The sequence below is a fragment of the Moritella yayanosii genome (assembly GCF_900465055.1).
GTDB classification, from domain to species: Bacteria; Pseudomonadota; Gammaproteobacteria; order Enterobacterales; family Moritellaceae; genus Moritella; species Moritella yayanosii.
This window is the reverse complement of record NZ_LS483250.1, coordinates 3,687,226-3,710,015: the sequence shown is the minus strand read 5'-3', so window position 1 is coordinate 3,710,015 and position 22,790 is coordinate 3,687,226. Positions and strand designations below refer to the sequence as shown.

The 22,790-nt window shown below is 42.5% G+C and carries 20 protein-coding genes; 9 read left to right on the top strand and 11 right to left on the bottom strand.

Annotated elements, in window-relative coordinates; genetic code table 11:
• The first annotated feature begins 98 nt into the window (after positions 1-98).
• The 7 genes from lptD to putP all read left to right on the top strand — a co-directional run bounded on the left by lptD (position 99) and on the right by putP (position 8,748).
• Positions 99-2,498, top strand: coding sequence for an LPS assembly protein LptD (lptD, locus tag MORIYA_RS17250; protein ID WP_232011661.1), 2,400 nt, complete (start codon positions 99-101; stop codon positions 2,496-2,498).
• A 259-nt stretch (positions 2,499-2,757) separates the two neighbouring features.
• Entirely contained in the window at positions 2,758-4,044 is a 1,287-nt protein-coding gene (gene surA, locus MORIYA_RS17245) for a peptidylprolyl isomerase SurA (RefSeq protein WP_232011660.1), read from the top strand.
• Positions 4,045-4,056: 12 nt separating this feature from the next.
• The gene (gene pdxA / locus MORIYA_RS17240; RefSeq protein ID WP_112717153.1) at positions 4,057-5,040 is read left to right on the top strand and encodes a 4-hydroxythreonine-4-phosphate dehydrogenase PdxA; all 984 of its coding nucleotides are present in this window, start codon (positions 4,057-4,059) and stop codon (positions 5,038-5,040) included.
• Positions 5,037-5,855 carry a 16S rRNA (adenine(1518)-N(6)/adenine(1519)-N(6))-dimethyltransferase RsmA gene (rsmA, locus tag MORIYA_RS17235; RefSeq protein WP_112717151.1) on the top strand — a complete coding sequence of 273 codons (819 nt, stop codon included), beginning with the start codon at positions 5,037-5,039 and terminating at the stop codon, positions 5,853-5,855. Before pdxA ends, rsmA begins: the two co-directional genes overlap by 4 nt.
• A 9-nt stretch (positions 5,856-5,864) precedes the next feature.
• Positions 5,865-6,179 (top strand): ApaG domain-containing protein, encoded by a 315-nt coding sequence (locus tag MORIYA_RS17230; protein ID WP_112718657.1) that lies wholly within the window; start codon positions 5,865-5,867, stop codon positions 6,177-6,179.
• Positions 6,180-6,230: 51 nt separating this feature from the next.
• Positions 6,231-7,055: a symmetrical bis(5'-nucleosyl)-tetraphosphatase gene (locus MORIYA_RS17225; RefSeq protein WP_112717149.1), complete on the top strand. Its 825-nt coding sequence runs from the start codon at positions 6,231-6,233 to the stop codon at positions 7,053-7,055.
• Between the two features lie 202 nt (positions 7,056-7,257).
• Positions 7,258-8,748 carry a sodium/proline symporter PutP gene (putP, locus tag MORIYA_RS17220; protein ID WP_112717147.1) on the top strand — a complete coding sequence of 497 codons (1,491 nt, stop codon included), beginning with the start codon at positions 7,258-7,260 and terminating at the stop codon, positions 8,746-8,748.
• A gap of 101 nt (positions 8,749-8,849) precedes the next feature.
• On the opposite strand, the gene folA is transcribed toward putP, so the two are convergent.
• The 6 genes from folA to MORIYA_RS17190 all read right to left on the bottom strand — a co-directional run bounded on the left by folA (position 8,850) and on the right by MORIYA_RS17190 (position 13,418).
• Entirely contained in the window at positions 8,850-9,338 is a 489-nt protein-coding gene (folA, locus tag MORIYA_RS17215; protein WP_112717144.1) for a type 3 dihydrofolate reductase, read from the bottom strand.
• 13 nt (positions 9,339-9,351) lie between these two features.
• Positions 9,352-9,819 carry a threonine/serine exporter family protein gene (locus MORIYA_RS17210; RefSeq protein WP_112717142.1) on the bottom strand — a complete coding sequence of 156 codons (468 nt, stop codon included), beginning with the start codon at positions 9,817-9,819 and terminating at the stop codon, positions 9,352-9,354.
• Positions 9,816-10,628, bottom strand: coding sequence for a threonine/serine exporter family protein (locus MORIYA_RS17205; protein ID WP_112717140.1), 813 nt, complete (start codon positions 10,626-10,628; stop codon positions 9,816-9,818). Before MORIYA_RS17205 ends, MORIYA_RS17210 begins: the two co-directional genes overlap by 4 nt.
• A gap of 69 nt (positions 10,629-10,697) precedes the next feature.
• Positions 10,698-11,477 (bottom strand): heme ABC transporter ATP-binding protein, encoded by a 780-nt coding sequence (locus MORIYA_RS17200; protein ID WP_232011659.1) that lies wholly within the window; start codon positions 11,475-11,477, stop codon positions 10,698-10,700.
• A gap of 13 nt (positions 11,478-11,490) precedes the next feature.
• Positions 11,491-12,543, bottom strand: a complete 1,053-nt coding sequence (locus MORIYA_RS17195) for a FecCD family ABC transporter permease (RefSeq protein WP_112717136.1) — start codon at positions 12,541-12,543, stop codon at positions 11,491-11,493.
• 8 nt (positions 12,544-12,551) lie between these two features.
• A complete protein-coding gene (locus tag MORIYA_RS17190; RefSeq protein WP_112717134.1) occupies positions 12,552-13,418 on the bottom strand; it encodes a heme/hemin ABC transporter substrate-binding protein in 867 nt (288 codons plus the stop codon).
• 221 nt (positions 13,419-13,639) lie between these two features.
• Here MORIYA_RS17190 and hutX point away from each other — a divergent pair, with 221 nt between their 5' ends.
• On the top strand, positions 13,640-14,176 hold the full coding sequence (gene hutX, locus MORIYA_RS17185) for a heme utilization cystosolic carrier protein HutX (RefSeq protein ID WP_112717132.1): 537 nt from the start codon (positions 13,640-13,642) through the stop codon (positions 14,174-14,176).
• 24 nt (positions 14,177-14,200) lie between these two features.
• Positions 14,201-14,734 (top strand): heme utilization protein HutZ, encoded by a 534-nt coding sequence (hutZ, locus tag MORIYA_RS17180; RefSeq protein ID WP_112717130.1) that lies wholly within the window; start codon positions 14,201-14,203, stop codon positions 14,732-14,734.
• A 135-nt stretch (positions 14,735-14,869) separates the two neighbouring features.
• Here hutZ and tilS read toward each other — a convergent pair whose 3' ends face one another.
• The 5 genes from tilS to lpxB all read right to left on the bottom strand — a co-directional run bounded on the left by tilS (position 14,870) and on the right by lpxB (position 22,789).
• Complete coding sequence (tilS, locus tag MORIYA_RS17175) at positions 14,870-16,282, bottom strand: tRNA lysidine(34) synthetase TilS (protein ID WP_112717128.1); 1,413 nt, start codon at positions 16,280-16,282, stop codon at positions 14,870-14,872.
• Positions 16,283-16,428: 146 nt separating this feature from the next.
• Complete coding sequence (gene accA, locus MORIYA_RS17170; RefSeq protein WP_112717126.1) at positions 16,429-17,379, bottom strand: acetyl-CoA carboxylase carboxyl transferase subunit alpha; 951 nt, start codon at positions 17,377-17,379, stop codon at positions 16,429-16,431.
• 66 nt (positions 17,380-17,445) lie between these two features.
• Complete coding sequence (gene dnaE, locus MORIYA_RS17165) at positions 17,446-20,925, bottom strand: DNA polymerase III subunit alpha (RefSeq protein WP_112717124.1); 3,480 nt, start codon at positions 20,923-20,925, stop codon at positions 17,446-17,448.
• A gap of 87 nt (positions 20,926-21,012) precedes the next feature.
• Positions 21,013-21,612, bottom strand: a complete 600-nt coding sequence (gene rnhB, locus MORIYA_RS17160; RefSeq protein WP_112717122.1) for a ribonuclease HII — start codon at positions 21,610-21,612, stop codon at positions 21,013-21,015.
• A gap of 1 nt (position 21,613) precedes the next feature.
• On the bottom strand, positions 21,614-22,789 hold the full coding sequence (lpxB, locus tag MORIYA_RS17155; protein ID WP_112717120.1) for a lipid-A-disaccharide synthase: 1,176 nt from the start codon (positions 22,787-22,789) through the stop codon (positions 21,614-21,616).
• Position 22,790: the final 1 nt, after the last annotated feature.

The window sequence follows — 22,790 nt, the reverse complement described above, 5'->3', positions numbered from 1 at the left end:
TTTTACAGGTTTACCGGATAAAACCAGTCATTACATGGTCTATCGCTGTAATATGCATTAGTATATTCAACTATTTTAAAATTTTAATGAAATTATCGATGACAAAATGGATTGTTAAAATGCGCCTTTTCACCTTATTATCAACACTCAGCGGTGTCGTCTTCTCAGCTAGCGCAGCCACCATTATCACTAACGAAGATGGTACATCAAGGACCATTGACGATTCTATCACTACATCTGAATTAGCGGAGTTAACACTTTTTAAACAATGTTACCCTTATGTACCAGCTATAAAACCACCGATTGAAGATAGCAAAGTAAATAACGAGATCCAGCTACTATCAAACAGTGCGAAAGTGACCCAAGGTAGCAAGGCCATATTTACCGGTGATGTGAACTTTACTCAAGGTAATAGAGTATTATCTGCTGATGAAATTATTCTCTATCAACTCACTAATATTCTAACGGCTAAAGGCAACGTTATATTAGAAGACAGTACATCGACAATTAAAGGCAAAACATTAAAAGCCAATTTAGATACCAAAGATGCAGAACTCACACAGGTCAATTACCTACTGCACGGTCAAGCGGCTAATGGTGAAGCTAAAAAGGTCTATATTACCAATAGCGGTGACAATATTTTAATGCAACGCTCGACTTATACCGAATGTCCCTTTGGGGATAATAGCTGGGTATTACGTGCTTCCTCGATCAATATTGATAATATAGATGAGTCTGCCGAAGCTTATAACGCAACGCTGTACTTTAAAGACGTACCAATTTTCTATATGCCATATTTCACTTATCCAACCACAGATAAGCGTAGAACCGGTTTATTGTTTCCATCATTTGAAAATTCATTAGAAAATGGGATTACTTTTTCGCAACCAATTTATTGGAATATAGCGCCAAATTATGACATGACCATAATTCCGACTTACATGTCGAAGCGTGGTGTCTACTTAACCACTAAATTCCGTTATTTAGTCGATGGTCAGAGTGGTAAAATTAATGTTGAATATCTTGCTAACGATAAGAAAACCAATACCGATCGTACTCTCTACCATTGGAGCCACAACGGTAATTTTAATGACAATTTAAATTTCAATGCTAGCTATACACAAGTAAGTGATAACAATTATTTTTCTGATCTTAATGCCTCGGCTGGCTCAAGAGACAGCAATACATTACTACGCACTGCTGCATTGACTTACAATACCGATATGACGTCATCACAATTTGAAGTGCGTGACTTTCAGATTTTAAGTAATTCATCAGTCTCAACACCCCATAAAGTATTACCGAAAATCTCTTTTACCGGTTACCAACAATTTGATAATAATCCCATTGAACTGTCCGTTTATAGCGAGATAACTAATTTCTCTCATTCTAACAGCAACATGTACAGTGGCATCCGCACCCACATAGAACCACAGATTAGTTTTCCTTACAAACGCCCGGCAGGTTTTGCGGTTGCTGAGTTTAAATTACCGATGACTTATTATAACCAAACATTCAATGAGTCAGATAACAAAAACTTTGCTAATGGCTACAAAGGTCAACTGGCAGAACAAGTATTTCGGGTGATACCAACAGCCAGATTGCATGCAGGTTTGAATTTTGAACGGCCAACATCTTGGTTTGGAAGTGCCATTACCCAGACGTTAGAGCCGCAAGTACAGTACTTATATATCCCTTATAAAAACCAAGATAATATTGGTATTTATGACTCATCAACGATCCAGCAAGATTTCCTCGGTTTATACCGCGACCGTATTTATAGCGGTTTAGATCGCATTGCCGATACCAATCAATTCACCATAGGTTTAACCAGTCGTGTGTTTGATGACATCGGCAGCGAACGTTTCCGTTTTTCATTAGGCCAAATCATTTACTTTGGTGATAGCCAAGTCGGTATTGCACCAGAAACCGATATCACCGCAGACAACACGGAGGTAACAACATCCAGTATCGTAATGGAAGCCGATGTCAAAATAAGCCGTAATTTATTCATCAATAACAGTGTTGAATATGCTATTCAAGATGACTTAGTACGCCGTGCTGATGCGGCTATCGAATACCGTTTTGACAGTGGCCCAAAAATACAACTTAACTATCGCTACATTGATGATACGTCGTCGATATTAGAAACGAAAAATGAGAACATTAACTCACGAATAAACCAAATAGGGTCCAAATTTATCTTACCGATCAATAATCAGTGGGACATGGGCGCCAGTTATTATTATGATGTCGAAAATAACATAACCCAAGATGCCTTTGTGGGGATTAAATATGAATCATGTTGTTGGGCAATTCGCCTTGATTATGGTTATCGTTTAAAAAATCATAATATAAATACCAATGAAACAACCTTTGATCGCGGCCCAACATTAATGTTTGAACTAAAAGGTCTTGGCGGTATTGGTACCGATATGAATAACATCGGTACTTCAAGTCTATTTTCATACGGTGAACCATTCCAGTTACGTGAATAACATAGATATGTAAACGGGTATAATAACGGCTATACATAACCCAGTTAAAGCTAGCCGTTATTAATCAAACCAGGATTTACAGCCCATGATGATTGCATTGAAGGTCTGACAAGGTATACTTCCGCTTACTTTTTCACCTCGGTGTTCATAAAATTAGACAATCCTCATATTTCCCGTGGTAAAAAATTGATAATTTTCAGCCTACAGCTGTCTCACTTATAGTCGATATTGAATAGGAATTCATAAAGTGATAAAAAAAATGCTTAAGACTCTGTTATCTGGAGTCATAGTGGTAACGAGTTGGCAAGCGCAGGCCGAACTCACCAAACTTGATGAAGTGATTGCCATTGTTAATGAAGAAGTTATTTTAGCGAGTGATGTAAAGGCATTAACACGCTCGGTAGAAAAACGTGCGACAAAAGCAGGCCAAACGTTACCATCGCCAGAGGTACTGGCTCAGCAGGCGTTAGATAAACTTATTATTGATAGTTTACAGCTGCAAATGGCCAAGAAAATGGGCATGCGGATTAGCAATTCTCAGCTTGAAGATACGCTAAATAATATCGCTAAAGGTGATAACCAAACTGTAGAACAACTGCGTCAAAGTGTGGTTGCCGATGGTGGCAATTTTAATGACTACAAAGAAGAAATCCGTACTCAGATATTAACCAACGAAGTACAACGTATGCAAATGCGTCGTCGAATTACCATTTCCGATCAAGATGTTGATAACTTAATTGCCATTATTGATGAGCAAGGGCAGAAAAATCGACAATACCGTATTAAACATATTATGCTGCGAATACCTAACGAGGCAGATAATGCCACGATGGATGCACTACAAACTAAAATTGCCGATATACAAACGCAACTTAATGCGGGTGAACCATTCTCAAATCTTGCGTTAGCACTCTCAGCGGGTCCCAAAGCGCTGGATGGGGGCGATTGGGGTTGGATGAATATTAATGCAATGCCGACATTATTTGCAGATGCAGTAACCAATGCTAAAATAGGCGATATTATCGGTCCAATTCGTAGTGGCGCAGGTTTACATATCATTAAAGTTAGCGGTATGCGTGGTGTAGAAACAGTCTTGACCAAAGAAGTTAATGCACGCCATATTCTGATTAAACCATCTGTTATCTTAAGTGATGACAAAGCGCAATCATTACTCAATGAATACTTAACGCGTATTAAATCAGGCGACGCTGACTTTGCCGAGCTTGCTAAAGCCTATTCAGATGATACCGGCTCTGCCGTCAAAGGTGGTGAACTTGGTTGGGCAGATCCAAACATCTATGTACCCGCATTTAAGTTGGCATTGCAAGACTTGCAGAAAGGCGAAATTAGTCCGATATTTCGTTCTAGCCATGGTTGGCATATAGTGCAACTAATTGATAGACGTACACAAGATACGACCGATAAAGCAAATCGCCAAAAAGCATGGCAATTACTGTATAATCGTCGTGCAGTCGAAGAAAGCCAAGCTTGGTTGAATGAATTAAAACAAGAAGCTTATATTCGTATTTTAAATAATGAATCGTAAACAGGTGAAAATGTGACTCATCGTATAGCAATTACTCCAGGTGAGCCTGCAGGTATTGGCCCAGACCTAGTGCTGGAATTAGCGAAGCAAGACTGGCCAGTCGAATTGGTGCTTTGTGCCGATCCGGAGCTAATTTTAGCTCGAGCAAAAATGCTTGGTAAAAAGATTAAATTAATCGACTATGATCCAAGTGTACCAGCACAACCTCAACGTGCAGGTACGTTAACTATCGCCCCTATGCAAATGGCGGTATCCGCGGAACCCGGTAAGCTTGATGTAGCGAATGGTCGCTATGTATTAGATACTCTGCAATTTGCATGTGAAAGAAATATGTCTGCAGAATTTAGCGCTGTCGTCACAGGCCCAGTTAACAAAGGCATTATTAATAAAGCCGGCGTATCTTTTAGCGGTCACACTGAGTTTTTTGCACAGCAATCCGCTACAGCTGACGTAGTGATGCTGCTGGTAACCACGGGGCTACGTGTGGCGTTAGTAACCACTCACATTCCACTAGCGTATGTCGCAAAAGCGATAACCGAAGAGCGATTAAGTAATATTATTCGCATCCTTCACGCTGAGATGAACATTAAGTTTGGTATTGAACGACCAAAAATTTATGTATGTGGACTCAATCCACATGCAGGTGAAGATGGACATTTAGGTCGCGAAGAGATTGAGATCATCTCTCCGACGTTAATGAAACTTCGCGATGAGGGTATTGATTTGACAGGTCCCCTCCCTGCAGATACCTTGTTCCAACCTAAGTATCTTGATGATGCTGACGTTGTATTAGCAATGTATCATGACCAAGGATTGCCGGTATTAAAATCGGTTGGTTTTGGCAACTCCGTAAATATTACCCTGGGCTTACCTTTTATCCGTACATCAGTTGATCACGGTACTGCAATTGAACTTGCAGGTACTGGAACAGCCGACGCCGGCAGTATGTTTACAGCCGTAAACCAAGCAATAGAAATGATAGAGAAACACGCATGAACGACAAGGTCCATTTAGGTCACACCGCGAAAAAACGTTTTGGTCAAAACTTCTTACATGATACTTATGTAATCGATCAAATCGTGGCATCGATTAACCCGAGAAAAGGTGAAAACCTAATTGAAATTGGTCCCGGTTTAGGCGCCTTAACCGAGCCTGTAGCCGCTTGTCTCGATAAGATGACAGTCGTCGAGCTGGATAGAGATCTTGCTGAACGCCTAGAGCAACACCCGGTACTATCTAAAAAATTAGACATTCACCAAGCAGATGCAATGCGTTTTGATTTTAATCAGTTAATCAAACCGAACATGAAAATGCGTATTTTTGGTAATTTACCTTACAATATTTCAACGCCGTTAATGTTCCACTTATTTCAGTTCCATGAAAATATCCAAGATATGCACTTCATGTTACAAAAAGAAGTAGTACAACGTTTAGCCGCTAACCATAACACTAAAAGTTACGGTCGCTTAACAGTAATGACGCAATACTACTGCAAAGTAACACCCGTACTTGAAGTCGGCCCTGAAGCATTCAGACCGGCACCAAAAGTAGATTCAGCGGTGGTTCGTTTAGAACCACATACGGTATTACCGCATCCCGCGAAAAATTTAAAAGTACTTAACCTAGTAGTGAGAAATGCCTTTAACCAACGCCGTAAAACAATTCGTAATAGCCTGAAAAAAGTGATTTCGGTTGATGACATTGCAGCGCTCGGTATTAACGTTTCTCTACGTCCAGAGAACTTGACGCTTGAAAACTATGTGACGATAGCCAATTTCGTCACCGATAATCCAATGCAAGCAGCGGATTAAGACGCCGGTATCAATGGTAAGTCATTCTCTCTTATCATTGACACCGAATATGTCGAAGAAGTATCTGTACCAACACAACACAGGGACTTCTTTACTTATACTATTACGTTAACCAATCCATTAAGCCAGTCGGTTAACTTATCAAGTATTCGGCTATTACTCACTGACAGCGACGGCACGGTTTCCGAATTACACAATCCTTTTCAAGATAATGATTATCTTATCTCTTCACAGCAAGATTTTTGCTATAGCAATGATATAATTACCCATTCTCCATTGAGTATCGTGCAAGGGAAGATCGAATCTGTTGCACTGATCGATTAAACCCATTAACTCACATACTTCATCAAGCTCGGCTAGAAAGGTAACTTATATATGGCAACTTATTTTGTTGGTGATATTCAAGGTTGTTTCGACGATCTACAACACCTGCTACAACAAGCAAATTTTGATCCACGCCAAGATCAACTTTGGTTAACCGGCGATCTTGTGGCCCGTGGTCCAAAATCACTAGAGACGTTACGCTTTGTGAAACAACTTGGCTCAGCAGCCGTTACTGTACTTGGCAATCATGACTTACATTTACTCGCAATTGATGCAGGATTAGCTAAGCTAAACCCTAAGGATAAGACTCAGGCTATATTTGCTGCTGAAGATAAAGACGAATTACTACTCTGGTTACGTCAGCAACCACTGCTTGCGTACCATGACGAATTCAATATTATTATGGTGCATGCTGGTATTAGCCCTCAATGGAGCCAGCAACAAGCAAAACAATATGCCGAAGAAGTTAATGAACAATTGCATGGTGATAACTACCTGGCATTACTCGAGAATATGTACGGTGCACAACCCGACTATTGGCAAGAAGAGTTACAAGGCTTTGACCGGCTACGTTTTATTATTAATGCATTTACCCGTATGCGGTTTTGCGCACCAGATGGACAGTTGGAGTTTCATAACAAGCATTCACCAGCAACCAATAACAATATCCAGCATATTCCTTGGTATGAAGTTGCTGGCACTCACCTGGATGGCGCCCATGTTATTTTTGGTCACTGGGCTGCATTAGAAGGCCATTGTAGTCATAAAAATGCGACAACACTTGATACTGGTTGCGTCTGGGGTAATAGCTTGACCATGTTGCGCTGGGACGACAAGGCAGTGTTTACCGTCCCCTGCCCCATATATGCAACTTAATTGACTAGAATCAGTTTAAATAATAAGCGGGTTATCACAGTGTTGCTCTAATGTTAAGTAATAACGTAATTGTTCGTATATACTGCACGCTAATTTTAGCCAACCCACATCAATATCACCGCAAACAAGTATATTGACGTAGTTTGGTTGAGTTTAACTATAACAATAAAGAATAACAAATTTACAACTAAGGCTTATATACATGATTGAAAATAATTTCATTATTACAGCTACATTCCTTGTTTACCTTGCTGTTATGCTTGGTATCGGTGTGTATGCTTACCGACAAACCAAAAGTTCAACGGACTACTTTTTAGGTGGGCGTAATTTAGGTCCTTGGCCAGCAGCGCTATCTGCAGGTGCTTCTGATATGAGTGGTTGGTTATTACTTGGCTTGCCTGGTTACGCGTATGCAGCTGGCATGGAAGCGATCTGGTTAGCAGGTGGATTATTAATAGGTACTTGGTTAAACTGGCTAATCGTCGCAAAACGTTTACGAACCTACAGTATCGTCACTAAATCAATTACCCTGCCAGAATTCTTAGCGCGTCGTTTTAAAGACAACTCAAAAGCAATTCAAATTTGTTCGGCATTCTTTATCCTGATGTTCTTCTTGTTCTATACCAGCTCAGGCTTAGTCGCTGGCGGTAAATTATTTGAAACCGTATTTGGTCTAGATTATCAACTCGCCGTTGTACTCGGCACGGTATGTGTGGTCTCTTATACGCTATTCGGTGGTTTTTTGGCTGTTTCTTGGACTGATTTAGTACAAGGTCTATTGATGTCAGCCGCACTATTAATCGTGCCATTCAGCGCGATGGACGGTAGCTTTAGCGATCTAGCCGCAGCCATGCGTGACATTAATCCGGAACTACTGACCATATGGCAAAACAGCAAAGGTGAAGATCTGAGTGCGATTGCCATCATTTCATTAGTTGCTTGGGGCCTAGGTTACTTCGGTCAGCCACATATTCTTGCGCGTTTCAAAGCAACACGCAGCAATAAAGATCTTGTTAAAGCACGTCGTATTGCGGTTGTTTGGACTTCATTGTCTATGTTTGGTGCAATGTTAGTCGGTCTAGTGGGTCTGGTTTACACCAATACCAACAACATCACTATCGCTGACGCTGAAACTATCTTCATGTTATTAGTGAACAGCATCTTCCATCCTGTTATTGCTGGTATTCTGCTTGCCGCTATCTTAGCTGCAATCATGAGTACTGCAGATTCACAACTACTGGTATCATCATCCGCACTGGCTGAAGACTTCTACAAACAGTTAATTCGTCCACAAGCAACAAGTGAAGAACTTGTGACTGTTGGTCGTTTCGGTGTGGTCGGTCTGTCTATCATTGCATTGTTGCTGGCACTGAACCCTGATAGCTCGGTACTGGGTTTAGTATCTTATGCATGGGCTGGTTTTGGTGCCGCATTTGGTCCAACATTAATTATCTCACTATATTGGCGTGGTATGACGCGTAATGGCGCGCTTGCGGGTATTATTATTGGTGCGGTAACGGTTGTAGTATGGAAACAATTAAGTGGCGGTATCTTCGAGCTGTATGAGATCGTACCGGGTATCATCTTTGCTTCTCTAGCGATTGTTATCATTTCACTGATAGGTAAACAAGAAGACCAAAGTATCCATGCGCAATTCGACGAGTTCGAGTCTGGTTTAGATACAATGGCGTAATAGCCACCAGCAATAACTATAAAAAATGCCGCGCTATCACTAGCGCGGCATTTTATTTTCCAGTTCAGTTCAAAGTATGTCACTCGTCAGTTAACACATGACTACTTCACTCGCTCGAGTAAACTAAAACGGTAATCATGCGGGTTTTTATCATCTGCCGCATAAGACTCATGTTCAATTTCTTGCCAATGGTACTGCTCATAATCAGGGAACCAAGTATCCCCTTCGATCGTTAATTCAATATGCGTCAAATACAAACGATCCGCAGCAGCCAAGTACTGGTTATAAATCGTCGCACCACCAATGATCATTAACTCTTCCACATCACCCGCCGCCACCACAGCATCTTCCAAGGTCGCCACAACAGTCACCCCTTCTGGTTGATAATCTGTTTGGCGACTTAATACGATATTTAAACGACCCGGTAATGGACGACCAATTGATTCAAAGGTATTACGCCCCATTACAATCGGCTTACCTAACGTGGCACGTTTAAACAGTTGTAACTCGGCAGGTAAATGCCACGGCATCTTATTGTCTAAACCAATGACGCGGTTATTTGCCAGTGCGGCAATCATGGAAACAATCACAACAGTTCCTTAATCAAACAATAGGCTGGTTACGGTACACCAGCACAGGCGCAATCGCTAGACCAAAGCTTAAGCCAATCAAAATAAAAATAGTCAGTAAACCATTTTCAACAATTTGCTGCTGTAACGCAGCGTTATAACCTTGATGGTGTAACGTCATCAACCCAGTCATGGTGTTATACGCATACACTCCAGGGATCATCGGAATAATAGCTGCAACCGTCACCACAGGCCGTGGGATCACCACTTTCCGAGACCAAGGCACAGTTGCCAGCCCCAGTAAGGTCGCAGCAATGAATGATGCCCACTCAATCGGCACGTTTACGTGTAATAACAGTGAGCGTATCGCATGGGCACTGGCGGCAAATAACACACAGGCCAAAAGTGCTTGCCTGGGCACATTGAATAACAGTGCAAAGCCAAATGCAGCGATACCCGCAAACACCGCATCATCCACCAGCATCAGTAATAGTTCACTCATAGCCAGCCTCCTTGTTGCGCTAACTGCACCGCCAAGACAATACCGAGTGCAGAAGCAAGCGTTAACAGCGTTGCCGTCATCCATCGTGCCATACCGATGGTGATATGGCCTTTCACCATATCTGATACTGCATTAATTAATGGAAAACCAGGCACGAGTTGTAGCACACTGGTGATCATGATCAGCTCAGGTTCATTACCCCAACCAAAGCCGCTGGCGAAACTACCAATAAAGGTTGCAAAAAATGCCGTTATAAAAAACACGGTGAGTAAATTATGGTGTAATTGAGTTAGCCATTGGCGAATACGCATAGCAATAAAGCTGGTTAACCAAGTGCAGATAAATACAATACTATCGCCACCAAATAAGTGACTAAAGCAGGCACAGGACAAAGCCACAAAACAAGCGACGATGACGGCATTGTATTTAGGCACATCCAAGTTATCTAAGCGTTTTTTTACCTGCTCGACGTCATAAATCTGCTTTTCGGCAAGGATACAAATGCGTTGAACTTCACACACGATCCCCATATCAATACCATGGGCTTTCATCGTACGCGTGGTCGTTATACAGTTGTCGCCAAATCGAGAGGTAAGAATGATGGCTTTAGAGGTCAGTGCAATTTCGACGCTGTCTAGCCCAAATGCTATACCAAGACGTTCAGTTGTCTGTTCTATAATTCGACTTTCAGCGTTATAAGCTTGTAATAACTGCCCGGCACGCACGATCACACGTGTAATCAATGCTTGCTGTTCATCGCTAATATTTACGTTGTGCTTAACCCTGTGTTCATTACATCCACTATTCATGACTACATCTTGCTATCTATCACTTATTGAATAGTCGATTGTAGCCGTAAAGCGTACAAACAAACAGCACTACATGATAATTGGATGTGAAAACTCGGCATGATTAATCACCGTGCTTTCATAACCATAAACGTGACGAATATTATCGGTTGTCACCACTTGCTTGGCACAGCCATTGGCGCAGATATTACCGTCCTTCAATAAAATGATCCGGTCAGCATATTTGGCCGCCAAATTAAGATCATGTAATACCGCAATAACCGCCACCCCCGTCTGTGCTAAATGCTTGGCAGTCTTTAATAATTGATGCTGATAATTTATATCCAAAGCCGCTGTTGGCTCATCCAATAATAGTATCTGTGGTTTGTTCTTATTACCCACAGCTAACTGTAATAATACCCGAGAAAAATGCACCCGCTGTTTCTCACCACCCGATAATGTCGGGTAAGTACGTGCTCTTAAATGGTCGATCTCTTGTTCAGCTAAGATCGTATCAGCGAATGCTTGTACTTTAGCTTGACCACAATCTGCCTGTAAACCGCCCATCAGCACCACATCAATCACTTGAAATGAGAAACTTAAGCTGGCGCTTTGTGGCAATACTGCCAGCGTCCTAGCTATCTCACTCCGATTAATATTGCTGCGCATTTCACCGTTTAAGAATATTGTCCCCGAGGAGGGTTGCAACTCACCGGTGATGGCTTTGAACAACGAACTTTTACCCGCACCATTAGGACCAAGCACAGCCAAAAACTCCCCTTCATCTAACGTCAAATTGAGATCATTAAAAATACATTTACCGGCAATACTATAATTTAACTGCTGGCAATGCAGAACCGGGTTTGTCATGTTTAACATCCGTTTATATCCCCAATTTAGATCGTTGTTGTAACAATACAATAATAAAGAAAGGACTGCCTAATAACGCAGTAATAATACCCACAGGTAGTTCGCTTGGCGCCATCACGGTACGCGCTAATATATCGGCCAGTAATAGCAATAATGCGCCTAACATGGCCGATAATGGCAATACACGTTGGTGATTAGGCCCCACTAACAAACGCACCAGATGCGGTATAATCAAACCAATAAATCCGATCATGCCCGCAATCGATACCGTAATACCTAGCCCTATCGCACAACAAAAGATTAACCGACGTTTTAAACGTACAATATCGATACCGAGGTGGACAGCTTCTGCATCACCCAGTAATAGAATATTCAATGCTTGCGCTGATGACATAAATACCACCAGCAAAAATACCAGAGTAATACTACTGAGAGTAATACTGAGCCAATTACTGCCCGCCATTGAGCCCATTTGCCATAAACTCAAATCACGCAAGCTTTGATCATCGGCAATATAAGTTAGCATCCCCATACCGGCCCCAGCAATCGCACTAATGGCCACACCGGCCAGCAGCATTACCACCACAGAGCTGCCTTGGCTACTGGTCCCTAATTTGTAGACCAGTAAACAAACCGCTAATGCAAAGGTAAATGCAAAAAAAGAGACCGTACTAAGCTGTAACCAATTCGGTAAATCAATCATCACGTCGGCAAAAATAACAATGCCTAAACCCGCCCCCAGTGCCGCACCACTGCTGACGCCCATAATTCCAGGATCCGCGAGCGGATTACGAAATACGCCTTGCATCACCGCACCGGTTAAACCCAATATAGCGCCAATGGATAGACAAAGTAGTGTGCGAGGTAAGCGAATATGGCTCACCACAATGGCGTGTTGAGTGCTGACTGGCGATTGCCAATTAACCCAATCAACCAATAATGCCTTGATACTGTCAACAAACGAGATCGCCATTGGTCCCACAGAGACAGACAACACCACCATAGACACAAGAAAAAATAACACCACACTCGGTAACAACAATGGCCACCGGCTATTAACAAACATATACGCCCTTAATTCTTTAATTCAAGCTCTAAATTTGCTGATAAATACGGGTATAACTTAACCTGTAACTGTTTTGCCTGCTCAATACTATTCAAGCCTAAGCCACCGATTAGCGCTCGGCCATCAATGACATAAATCGCTTTGTTACGACCTGCAGGCGTTTGTGCTAATAATGGCATTGCCGCAATTAAGGTATCGATATCTTGATATTTCTGCCAATGCCGGCCACTGACTAAGATACTTTCTGGCGCCATTGCCAAGAACGCTTCTGCGGATAATGCTTGGTAAGCATTAAGCGCTGCGGCTGGATTAACCGCGCCGGCTAATGTCATTACCGAGTGCGCTGTAGTATTACGGCCTGCCGCCGTATAAGTACCTTTATCATTTAACAGTAAGAACAGCATGGTTTTAGGTGTTTTTATTTGTTGTTGATTTGCTTCTAACTGCTTAATGTCATGGTCAAGCTTGATAATTAATTGCTTAGCTTGTGATTTTCTATCTAATTTATCACCGAGTAAAGTAATGGTATCAAGCAGGTTTTTTGTGGTTGTTTCAGTCGGGAGTACCATCACATTAACACCACTTTGGGATAATAGATCAAGCGTTGATTGCGGGCCCATTTCACTGCTACCAATTAGTATATCAGGTGCTAATGATAATAATCCTTCTGCAGACAGTTGACGGTGATAACCAACCACAGGTAATTTAGCTACCGCCGCAAAACGACTAGTCAAATCGACAGCAACCAGATCATCTTGTTTGTCCAAGGCAATTAATAGTTCAGTAACACCAGCGCCCGCACTAATGATACGGTCTCCGGCCACACTACCGAATGACAATAAAAAACAACCAACGCTAATCCAAACCTTATTCATCTACATTCCAACCCAGAGTTAATTTAATAATTTTTATAATGATAGTTAAATAAATATAGCCATAGCGGATCACAGACTATCCTTAAACATCACTAATATTTGTTCGCTAGTGTAAATAACAAACCACCATAATGCAAATGAGAATTGGTTGCATTATCATTAGTACTATATTAATCTGCACTCACTACCTCGATCACAAGGTCATTTAAAGGCTTAACAATATGCACAAAAACTCAACTCGGAATGCGATTCATCAGCTAATGACAGATAAACCTCGATTAAGAAGCATTGAGGTTGCACTTGAATTAAATTGCAGTGAACTTGAGGTGATCCAAACATTGCCAGAGCAAGAAGTGAATATGCTGCCAGTTGAACACGCACAAGGCTTATTAACCGATATTGCAGACTGGGGGAAAGTGACTTGTATTATTGAAGTCTCTGGTTTTGTCTTTGAGGTAAAGGCGCCATTCCCGAAAGGGAAAAATGCTTACGGTTATTACAATTTATTGCATGATAGTGACGGCTTACAAGGCCATCTCAAGCTTGACAATCTATCTGTAATTGCCTTACTTACCCGTAAAGTACGCGGTAAATTAAGCTACTACGTGCAATTCTTTGACCATAAAGGTAACAGCGTATTTAAGATTTACCTCGGTCGTGATAAAAATGGCGAAGTAAACCCAGAACAAATAGCACGTTTTAATGCACTATCAACGCAAACAGTCTGCAACGAAACTATCGCTATCGTTACTAATTAAACATATATAACGGACACTCAGATCATGATGATGAACAAACAAGAGCGCTTAGAAAATCGCTTACAACCGAAAATTGCAGCGTTTAGAGAAGAGCGTCAAACGTTAATTTTATCAACATTGAGCGCAGATGGGTACCCACATATCAGCTATGCACCCTTTGTTCGTTTAGCGGATGGTTATTACATTTTAATCAGTGAGATTGCAGAGCATACTCAGAATTTACTCATGAATCCGAATCTGTCTTTCATGCTATTAGAAGATGAGCAAGGCGCTAAACAAATCTTTGCCCGTCACCGTCTAACCTACAAAGCCAACGCTGCAGTGATTGATCGTGAAAGTGATACATGGGCACAGGCTATCCCAGCCTTAGAGGCACGTTTTGGTGAAATTATTACGAATCTAAGCGGGCTAAGTGATTTCCGTCTATTCCGTATCGAACCACAAACAGGTCGCTACGTGAGAGGTTTCGGTAAAGCGTATACGGTGAACGGTAATGACGATATTGACTTCGTGCACTTAGAAAAAGGGCATCAGCCGATCAAAGAAGAAGCTGAATAATCCGTTCATTATAAGCTAATAATATAGCTTTAAATAGAAATAGCAGCAGATGGATTTATTCATCTGCTTTTTTTGACTAACTCAAATTATGCCATACTGTCATCATATACTGTCATCATATACTGTCATAACATCCTATCGCTCACGAGTGACATGCCAATATAAACCTGCTTGCGCTTCGTAGCCCTTACACACCCAAAGCCCAACCGCACACACCAGCGCTTCGCCATAATAGATTAATGGGATACGATCGCGTAACCAAGGTGCGACCTGATATTCTTGGTATAACTTTTTAATACTACGCGAGCCACTACGTCCAACGGGGTGACATGTACCTTCGCCGCGGAAACGAATAGTCACCTTGTCATGTGCGAGCGGCGCTTTCACACAGCAACCGCTATCATTATCGCCAATAGCATTGCTGCTATCAACGCCACTCTTGTTGTGTATTGTGTCTTGTATCAGATCCTGTAAATGTAAGGTACCAATATTGTCAGGTAATGTAATACGTTGAGATAGGGTATGTTCAAGCGTTATGACGACGTCTTTTAACGCTGCATATTGCTGCTGATTATACAGCACACCTTGATAACGGCGAAACTCACCGGCCTGCCAGCGCAATTGAGGATTGGCATCATCAGCGGCATTCACTACTTCTAACCATACTTTATCTAAATGGTGACGGCTTGGCATCGGTAAGTATTGAGCTGCAAGCCAAAAACGCATGACATTGTTACGGCGAATTTTTGATAATTTAGCTAATCCAGCAATATTTAATCCACTAAAAGAATGCGCACAAGTCACTACATCTATTTCTGCAATTTCATCTGCTAATGCCTGCTGCTCGGCGCAGAGCTCGGCGCTGCGATGCACGGCATGCGCAATACCCGGCCAACGCAGTTTTAAGCTAGGAATAATTTGATGACGTAAGAAGTTACGATCATAGCTCTGGTCATTATTGCTTTCGTCTTCGACCCAAGATAATTGTGCTTGGCTGGCATAATCCACTAACATTTGCTGCGGATGAGTCAGTAAAGGACGGACTATTAGGCAGTTTTCTTGTAATGAAAAGGGCATCTGTGCAGCCATTGCCGACAAGCCTTTTACACCCGCACCACGCTTAAGCTGCAACAAGAATGTTTCAAGCTGATCATCAAGATGCTGGCCAAGTAATAATAACGAGCCATTATTAAGATGCTTTGCTATCGCTTGATAACGGGCGGTGCGCGCTTGTGCTTCTAAACTTTCTCGACGGCCAACATTAAGCACCACCTTTTCGGCGATAAAGTTAATCCCTAACGCCGCAGCAGTTTGCTGACAATGGCCTAACCAAGCATCGGCATTGTCACTTAAACCGTGGTGCACATGCACTGCAAGGTAAGCATGTTGTGGATATAGGTGCTGATAACGAGCCAGTAAATGCAATAACACATGAGAATCAAGGCCACCGCTATAAGCAAGCACGACCTGTAAAGGTTTGAGCGTTAACGGCTGTAACACGTGCTGAAATGTTGAGAAGAGATCGACGTTAGTAACCACAGTTATCATCACAGTTAGAATAGAATAGAGCAGAACAGTATATACCGAAACGTGATAGATATAAAAAAACCGCTAATAACGCTATCAGCGGTTTCATCCATATTACTCTGTATCATTATAGCAATGTAGCGTTATAACGCTTAGCATATAGCTGCTTACATACCAAATGACATTAGACGCTCATAACGTTGCTCTAACAATATTTCATGCCCGAGCGGGGTCAGCTCAGCAAGATCCGCTTTAAGGCGCTCTTTCAAATTAGCAGCCATTAAAGGTATATCTCGATGTGCGCCACCGAGTGGTTCTGAGATCACGGTATGAATCAAATCTAAACTCTTGAGTCGCTCAGCAGTGATGCCCATTGCTTCCGCAGCTAAAGGGGCTTTATCAGCAGATTTCCATAAGATTGACGCACAACCTTCTGGTGAGATCACCGAATAAGTACTGTACTGCAACATATTAACGCGATCACCCACACCAATCGCCAATGCACCACCCGAACCACCTTCGCCAATCACAGTACAAACAATCGGTACTGTAAGCCCAGCCATTTCTTTTAAGTTACGTGCAATCGCTTCACTTTGACCACGTTCTTCAGCACCAACACCAGGATAAGCACCTGGGGTATCAATAAAGGTAATGATTGGCATGTTGAATTTTTCAGCCATTTTCATTAAACGCAAGGCTTTACGGTAACCCTCTGGACGCGGCATACCAAAGTTACGTCTTAATTTTTCCTTGGTATCACGGCCTTTTTGCTGGCCAATGATCATTACTGGCATGCCATCTAAACGCGCAGTACCGCCAACCATGGCTTTATCATCCGCAAACGCACGATCACCAGCAAGTTCATCGAAATCGGTAAACACATGCTCGATATAATCAAGGGTATAAGGACGCTGTGGATGACGCGCCATCTTAGCGACATCCCAAGGTTTCAAATTACTGAATATTTTGGTGGTTAGTTCTGCATTCTTCTTTTCTAAACGAAATATTTCATCTTGTAGATCAACATCATCAGTATTGTTAGTCACAAGTTTTAATTCATTGATCTGAGCCTGCAATTCTGCAATCGGCTGTTCAAAATCTAAAAAATTTATGGCCATGAGGCGCTGCTTCCTTATCTAATATTATTGCAAATGGCTAATGACGACAATCTTGTAACGTCAGCACTAATCAAATTCAAGATCAACATTTCCCGACCCAAGCATCAGCTCTAATTCATATAAAAGCTCATCCGTGGGCGATACTCGCCATTCGACACCTAAAGTTAATTTAGCCTTCGCGTCGGCGCGTTGATAAACTATATTTATGGGACAAGTACCCGCACGATAAGGTTCAAGTGTTTCCATAAACTTACCCATAAACGTATCATTTATTTTTTCTGCATTTAACTGCAATGTGATACCACGCGCATAACGTTCTCGCGCAGTTTCAATATCCATAACTTCTCTGGCGGTCATCTTATACCCGCCATTGAAATCGTCAAAGCTGACCTCTCCAGTAATCACTAAAATGCGATCTTTGGCGATATATTCCTCATAACGTTCAAACGCTTCTGAGAAAAACATCACACTTAAGCGGCCACTTTTATCATCAATCTCTAAGATCCCCATACGGGTACCTTTCTTCGTCACTTTAACTTGTGCAGAAATAACGAGACCCACCGCGGTAACGACTTTACCACGTTCGGTCGGTTTTACATCTTTCAAGCGATTAGTCGAATAACGCTTAATTTCTTTAATATACTGATTAATTGGATGACCAGTAAGGTAAAGACCTAAGGTTTCGCGCTCCCCTTCCAGCCATACTTTATCAGGCCATTTAGGTACATCCGCAAACTTACTTTCAATTTCTTCTGGTTCAGTGGTTAAAATACCAAACAAGTCGCTTTGGCCATGCGCTTCGGCCATCGCGTGTTGCGCCGCGGCTTTCATTGCTTCCGGTAATGTAGCATGTAAGGCGGCGCGATGAGGACCTAATTTATCTAATGCGCCGGCGTAAATCAGTTTTCCCATGATCCGTTTACTGATCTTTTTCAAATTAACACGGTTACAGAAATCAAACAGATCGGAGAATTCACCCCCACTGTCACGGGCAGCAATAATGGCATCAATAGGGCCTTCGCCCACGCCTTTAATCGCCCCGAGACCATAAATAATAGTATGGTCTTCTTCCACATTAAACTTAAATAGACCTTTGTTCACATCCGGCGATAACAACGTTAGCCCCATGCGTTCCACTTCATCAACCAAGGTCACCACTTTATCGGTATTATCCATATCAGCAGACATCACTGCGGCCATGAAATAAGAAGGATAATGGGTCTTCATCCACAGCGTTTGATACGATACCAGTGCATAAGCCGCGGAGTGGGACTTGTTGAAACCGTAACCCGCGAACTTTTCGACCAGATCGAAGATCTTCATCGCCAGGTCACCGTCGACACCGTTATTGATCGCACCTTCTTTGAAAGTACCACGCTGTTTTTCCATCTCTTCTGGTTTTTTCTTACCCATAGCACGGCGTAACATGTCGGCGCCGCCGAGGGTATAACCAGATAAGACTTGGGCAATCTGCATGACTTGTTCTTGATACAAGATAATGCCGTAGGTCGGATCGAGAATTTCTTTCAACGATTCATGTTGATATTGGGCATCTGGGTAAGATACTTTTTCTCGACCGTGTTTACGGTCAATAAAGTTATCGACCATGCCTGATTGCAATGGACCGGGACGGAACAAGGCCACCAGCGCGATCATATCTTCAAAGTTATCGGGTTTTAGACGACGGATCAGATCCTTCATACCACGTGATTCTAACTGGAATACCGCGGTCGTTTCTGAGCGCTGTAATAAGTCAAAACACCTTCGATCGGTAATATCAATCGACTCAATACGAATCTCTTTTTTACCTTGCTTCACGAGATGCGGATTCGCCATATCCAGTGCCCACTGAATAATGGTTAAGGTGCGTAGACCCAAGAAATCGAATTTAACCAGCCCGGCTTCTTCCACATCGTTCTTGTCAAACTGGGTAACCGGATTATTACCTGAATCATCACAATACAATGGGGCAAAATCAGTGATCACGGTAGGTGAAATAACCACACCACCAGCATGTTTACCCGCGTTACGTATTACACCTTCCAGAATACGCGCCATATCAACCAGCGCGCGTACTTCTTCATCACCTTGATACATTTCATCCAAACGTGGTTCAACATCCCAGGCTTTGGCTAAGGTCATGCCCGGATCGCCCGGGATCAGCTTAGAAATACGATCAACAAACCCAAACGGATGACCCAGTACCCGACCAACATCACGGATAACCGCTTTTGCCGCCATGGTACCAAAGGTAATGATCTGACTTACTGCATCGCGGCCATACAATTCGGCCACGTGATCAATCACCTCGTCACGGCGATCCATACAGAAATCGACATCGAAATCGGGCATCGAGACACGTTCTGGATTTAAGAAACGTTCGAACAGTAATTCGTATTCCAGTGGATCAAGATCGGTAATCTTCAGTGCATAAGCCACTAATGAACCGGCACCGGACCCTCGACCTGGTCCAACTGGAATATTGTTGTCCTTACTCCATTGGATAAACTCCATCACGATCAGGAAGTAACCAGGGAAACCCATGTCGTTAATTACTTTTAATTCGATCTCGAGGCGATCTTCATAGGCAGGACGTTGGCGTTCACGTTCTGCGGGATCGGGGAATAAAAAATCTAAACGTTCGACTAAACCATCTGCGGATACTTTGACTAAGAAATCTGCAGTCGACAGTTCACCGGTTGGAAAGTTAGGCAGGAAATTTTCACCTAAGCGTACCGTGGCATTACAACGCTTGGCAATTTCAACTGAGTTAGCCAGCGCTTCTGGAATATCAGCAAATAACGCACACATTTCATCTTCACTGCGTAAGTATTGTTCTTTGCTGTATAATTTTGGTCGTCGTTTATCTTCTAACGTATAACCGTCATGGATCGATACCCTAATTTCATGGGCATCAAACTCTTCTGCAGCTAAGAACACCACATCATTGGTGGCAACAACAGGTAACTGATGCTGGCTGGCAAAATCGACAGCCATGTGCAGATAGGCTTCTTCGTCTTGACGTCCAGTACGGATCAACTCAAGATAATAGCTATCGGGGAAGTGTGCTTGGTAAAATGTTAAACACTGTCGCGCTAATGCATCATTACCTTTTAATAGGGCTTTACCTATATCACCATTACGCGCACCAGATAATATGATAACGCCTTCGGCATGCTCAGCTAACCAGGCTTTATCAATAATGGCACGACCATCAACATGACCACGGCTGTATGCTTTGGAGATCAATACCGTGATGTTGTTATAGCCTTTGTTATCTTTGGCTAATACGGTTAGCTTAAACTGCTCTTCTGGATACTCTTCACTCTGCACCCAAAAATCCGCACCAAGAATGGGTTTAACCCCGGCCTTTTGCATCGCACCATAGAATTTAACCAAGGCACACATATTGGTTTGATCGGTTAATGCGATCGCCGGCATGTTGAGTTCTTGTAAACGGGGCGCTAAACGTTTCATACGTATTAAGCTGTCCACCATCGAGAATTCAGAGTGTAAATGCAGGTGAATAAAACGAGGTTCTGCCATAATTAAGACTTTCTGCTAATTGAGAGTAGATAAAGATAAAATAAAATGAAAAACAATAACGGTAAGCTGGCGCGAGGCCACCACACCTTATTTTAATAAACCGAGCGCACGTTGCACAGGTTTAAAACTTTTACGGTATTCTGCTGTTGGGCCAAGTTCCGCTAACTTTGCCATGTGGGCTTTGGTTGGGTAACCTTTATGCTGCGCAAAGCCATATTCAGGGTAACGTTCATGCAGTTCATCCATTTCAGCATCACGGACTACTTTTGCTAAGATCGACGCGGCACTTATTTCTGCCACGCGCAAATCACCTTTGACAATGGCCTCTGCTGGCATCGGTAATGCAGGGCAACGGTTACCATCAATAAATACATGCTCTGGTTGCAGAGCAAGTCCAGCAACCGCACGCTGCATTGCGACCATGGTGGCTTGTAAAATATTAAGTTCATCAATCTCACTTGGGCTGCAACGACCAATACTCCACGCTAATGCTTTTTCTTTAATTTCAGGAAAGAGCAATTGACGCTTCTTATCACTTAATTTTTTTGAATCGGTAAGCCCCACAATGGGATTGTTCGGATCTAATATCACCGCAGCGGTAACCACATCACCGACTAATGGACCACGACCCACTTCGTCAACACCAGCAACAAGTTTCCCCTCAGGGTAAATTACTTCATCATACATATTATTTACCTGTCTTTAGCCTTGCATTATTTTTATCATTAATCAATTCAAGCACGACATCCGCGGCTTGCTTATCCGCATCACACCGGATCAGTTTATGTAGCTCGGTAAAGTGTGCCATCAGTTTAGCATTGTCTGCTTCTAATAGTTTGGCCATTTCGTCTGCTAAGATCTCGGGTTGGCAATCATCTTGTAAACGCTCGGCGACAATTTCTTTGTTTGCCAACAAGTTGGGTAATGATACAAACGGTGCTTTCATCAAGCGTAGCATGATCTTATACGTCATCGGCTTAACACGATAACCCACTACCATCGCACGCTTCATCAACATGGTTTCGAGTGCCGCTGTACCTGATGCCAATAATACCGCATCTGCCACCGCCATTGCTTCACGCGCATGCCCATCAAGCACGATCACATCGAGATCGGGCGCTACTTCTTGCTTAATCGCGAGAAACTGTGCTTTACGTTGTTCATTCACCATCGGCACAACGAACTGTAAGTCACTAAAACGTTGTTTTAATAAAATAGCGGTTTCTAAAAAACTGGCCGACAATAGCCCGACTTCACCAGCACGGCTACCCGGTAAGATCGCCACGTAACGTTGCTTAGGATCGAGTTTTAGTTCTGCAATAGCCGCCTGTTTATCGGCGCCTTCCAATGGAATGGCATCGGCCATAGTATGGCCAATAAAACGGCAAGGTACATCGTATTCATCATAAAACGCTTTTTCAAATGGCAGAAAGGCGAGCACCATATCCACGGCTTTTTTAATCTTGAATACACGCTTTTGACGCCATGCCCAAACAGAAGGGCTGACATAATGTACGGTTTTTATACCGTTTGCTTTTAAGTTTAATTCAATGGGAATATTAAAATCGGGCGCATCAACCCCAATGAAGATATCGGGCGGGTTTTGTTTAAAATGGGCAAGAACTTCCCGTTTTACTTTAAACAATCGCGGTAATCGACCCAGTACTTCCACTAGACCAAATACAGATAGCTCTTCCATTTCAAACAGTGTATTAAAACCAAGCGCTTGCATGCGAGGTCCAGCAATACCTTCGAAAATGGCATCAGGGTGACGGGATTTAATTTCTTTGATCAGGGCGGCAGCTAGAATATCGCCGGAGACTTCTCCGGCGATCATACCAATACGTAATGGTTTCGTTGTCATT

Bases quoted from the DNA above. Each gene is read 5' to 3' on its own strand.
- lptD (WP_232011661.1), top strand. From the start codon at position 99: ATGACAAAATGGATTGTTAAAATGCGCCTTTTCACCTTATTATCAACA.
- surA (WP_232011660.1), top strand. From the start codon at position 2,758: ATGCTTAAGACTCTGTTATCTGGAGTCATAGTGGTAACGAGTTGGCAA.
- rsmA (WP_112717151.1), top strand. From the start codon at position 5,037: ATGAACGACAAGGTCCATTTAGGTCACACCGCGAAAAAACGTTTTGGT.
- MORIYA_RS17225 (WP_112717149.1), top strand. From the start codon at position 6,231: ATGGCAACTTATTTTGTTGGTGATATTCAAGGTTGTTTCGACGATCTA.
- putP (WP_112717147.1), top strand. From the start codon at position 7,258: ATGATTGAAAATAATTTCATTATTACAGCTACATTCCTTGTTTACCTT.
- MORIYA_RS17210 (WP_112717142.1), bottom strand. From the start codon at position 9,819: ATGAGTGAACTATTACTGATGCTGGTGGATGATGCGGTGTTTGCGGGT.
- MORIYA_RS17205 (WP_112717140.1), bottom strand. From the start codon at position 10,628: ATGAATAGTGGATGTAATGAACACAGGGTTAAGCACAACGTAAATATT.
- MORIYA_RS17200 (WP_232011659.1), bottom strand. From the start codon at position 11,477: ATGACAAACCCGGTTCTGCATTGCCAGCAGTTAAATTATAGTATTGCC.
- MORIYA_RS17195 (WP_112717136.1), bottom strand. From the start codon at position 12,543: ATGTTTGTTAATAGCCGGTGGCCATTGTTGTTACCGAGTGTGGTGTTA.
- MORIYA_RS17190 (WP_112717134.1), bottom strand. From the start codon at position 13,418: ATGAATAAGGTTTGGATTAGCGTTGGTTGTTTTTTATTGTCATTCGGT.
- hutX (WP_112717132.1), top strand. From the start codon at position 13,640: ATGCACAAAAACTCAACTCGGAATGCGATTCATCAGCTAATGACAGAT.
- hutZ (WP_112717130.1), top strand. From the start codon at position 14,201: ATGATGATGAACAAACAAGAGCGCTTAGAAAATCGCTTACAACCGAAA.
- tilS (WP_112717128.1), bottom strand. From the start codon at position 16,282: ATGATAACTGTGGTTACTAACGTCGATCTCTTCTCAACATTTCAGCAC.
- accA (WP_112717126.1), bottom strand. From the start codon at position 17,379: ATGGCCATAAATTTTTTAGATTTTGAACAGCCGATTGCAGAATTGCAG.
- dnaE (WP_112717124.1), bottom strand. From the start codon at position 20,925: ATGGCAGAACCTCGTTTTATTCACCTGCATTTACACTCTGAATTCTCG.
- rnhB (WP_112717122.1), bottom strand. From the start codon at position 21,612: ATGTATGATGAAGTAATTTACCCTGAGGGGAAACTTGTTGCTGGTGTT.
- lpxB (WP_112717120.1), bottom strand. From the start codon at position 22,789: ATGACAACGAAACCATTACGTATTGGTATGATCGCCGGAGAAGTCTCC.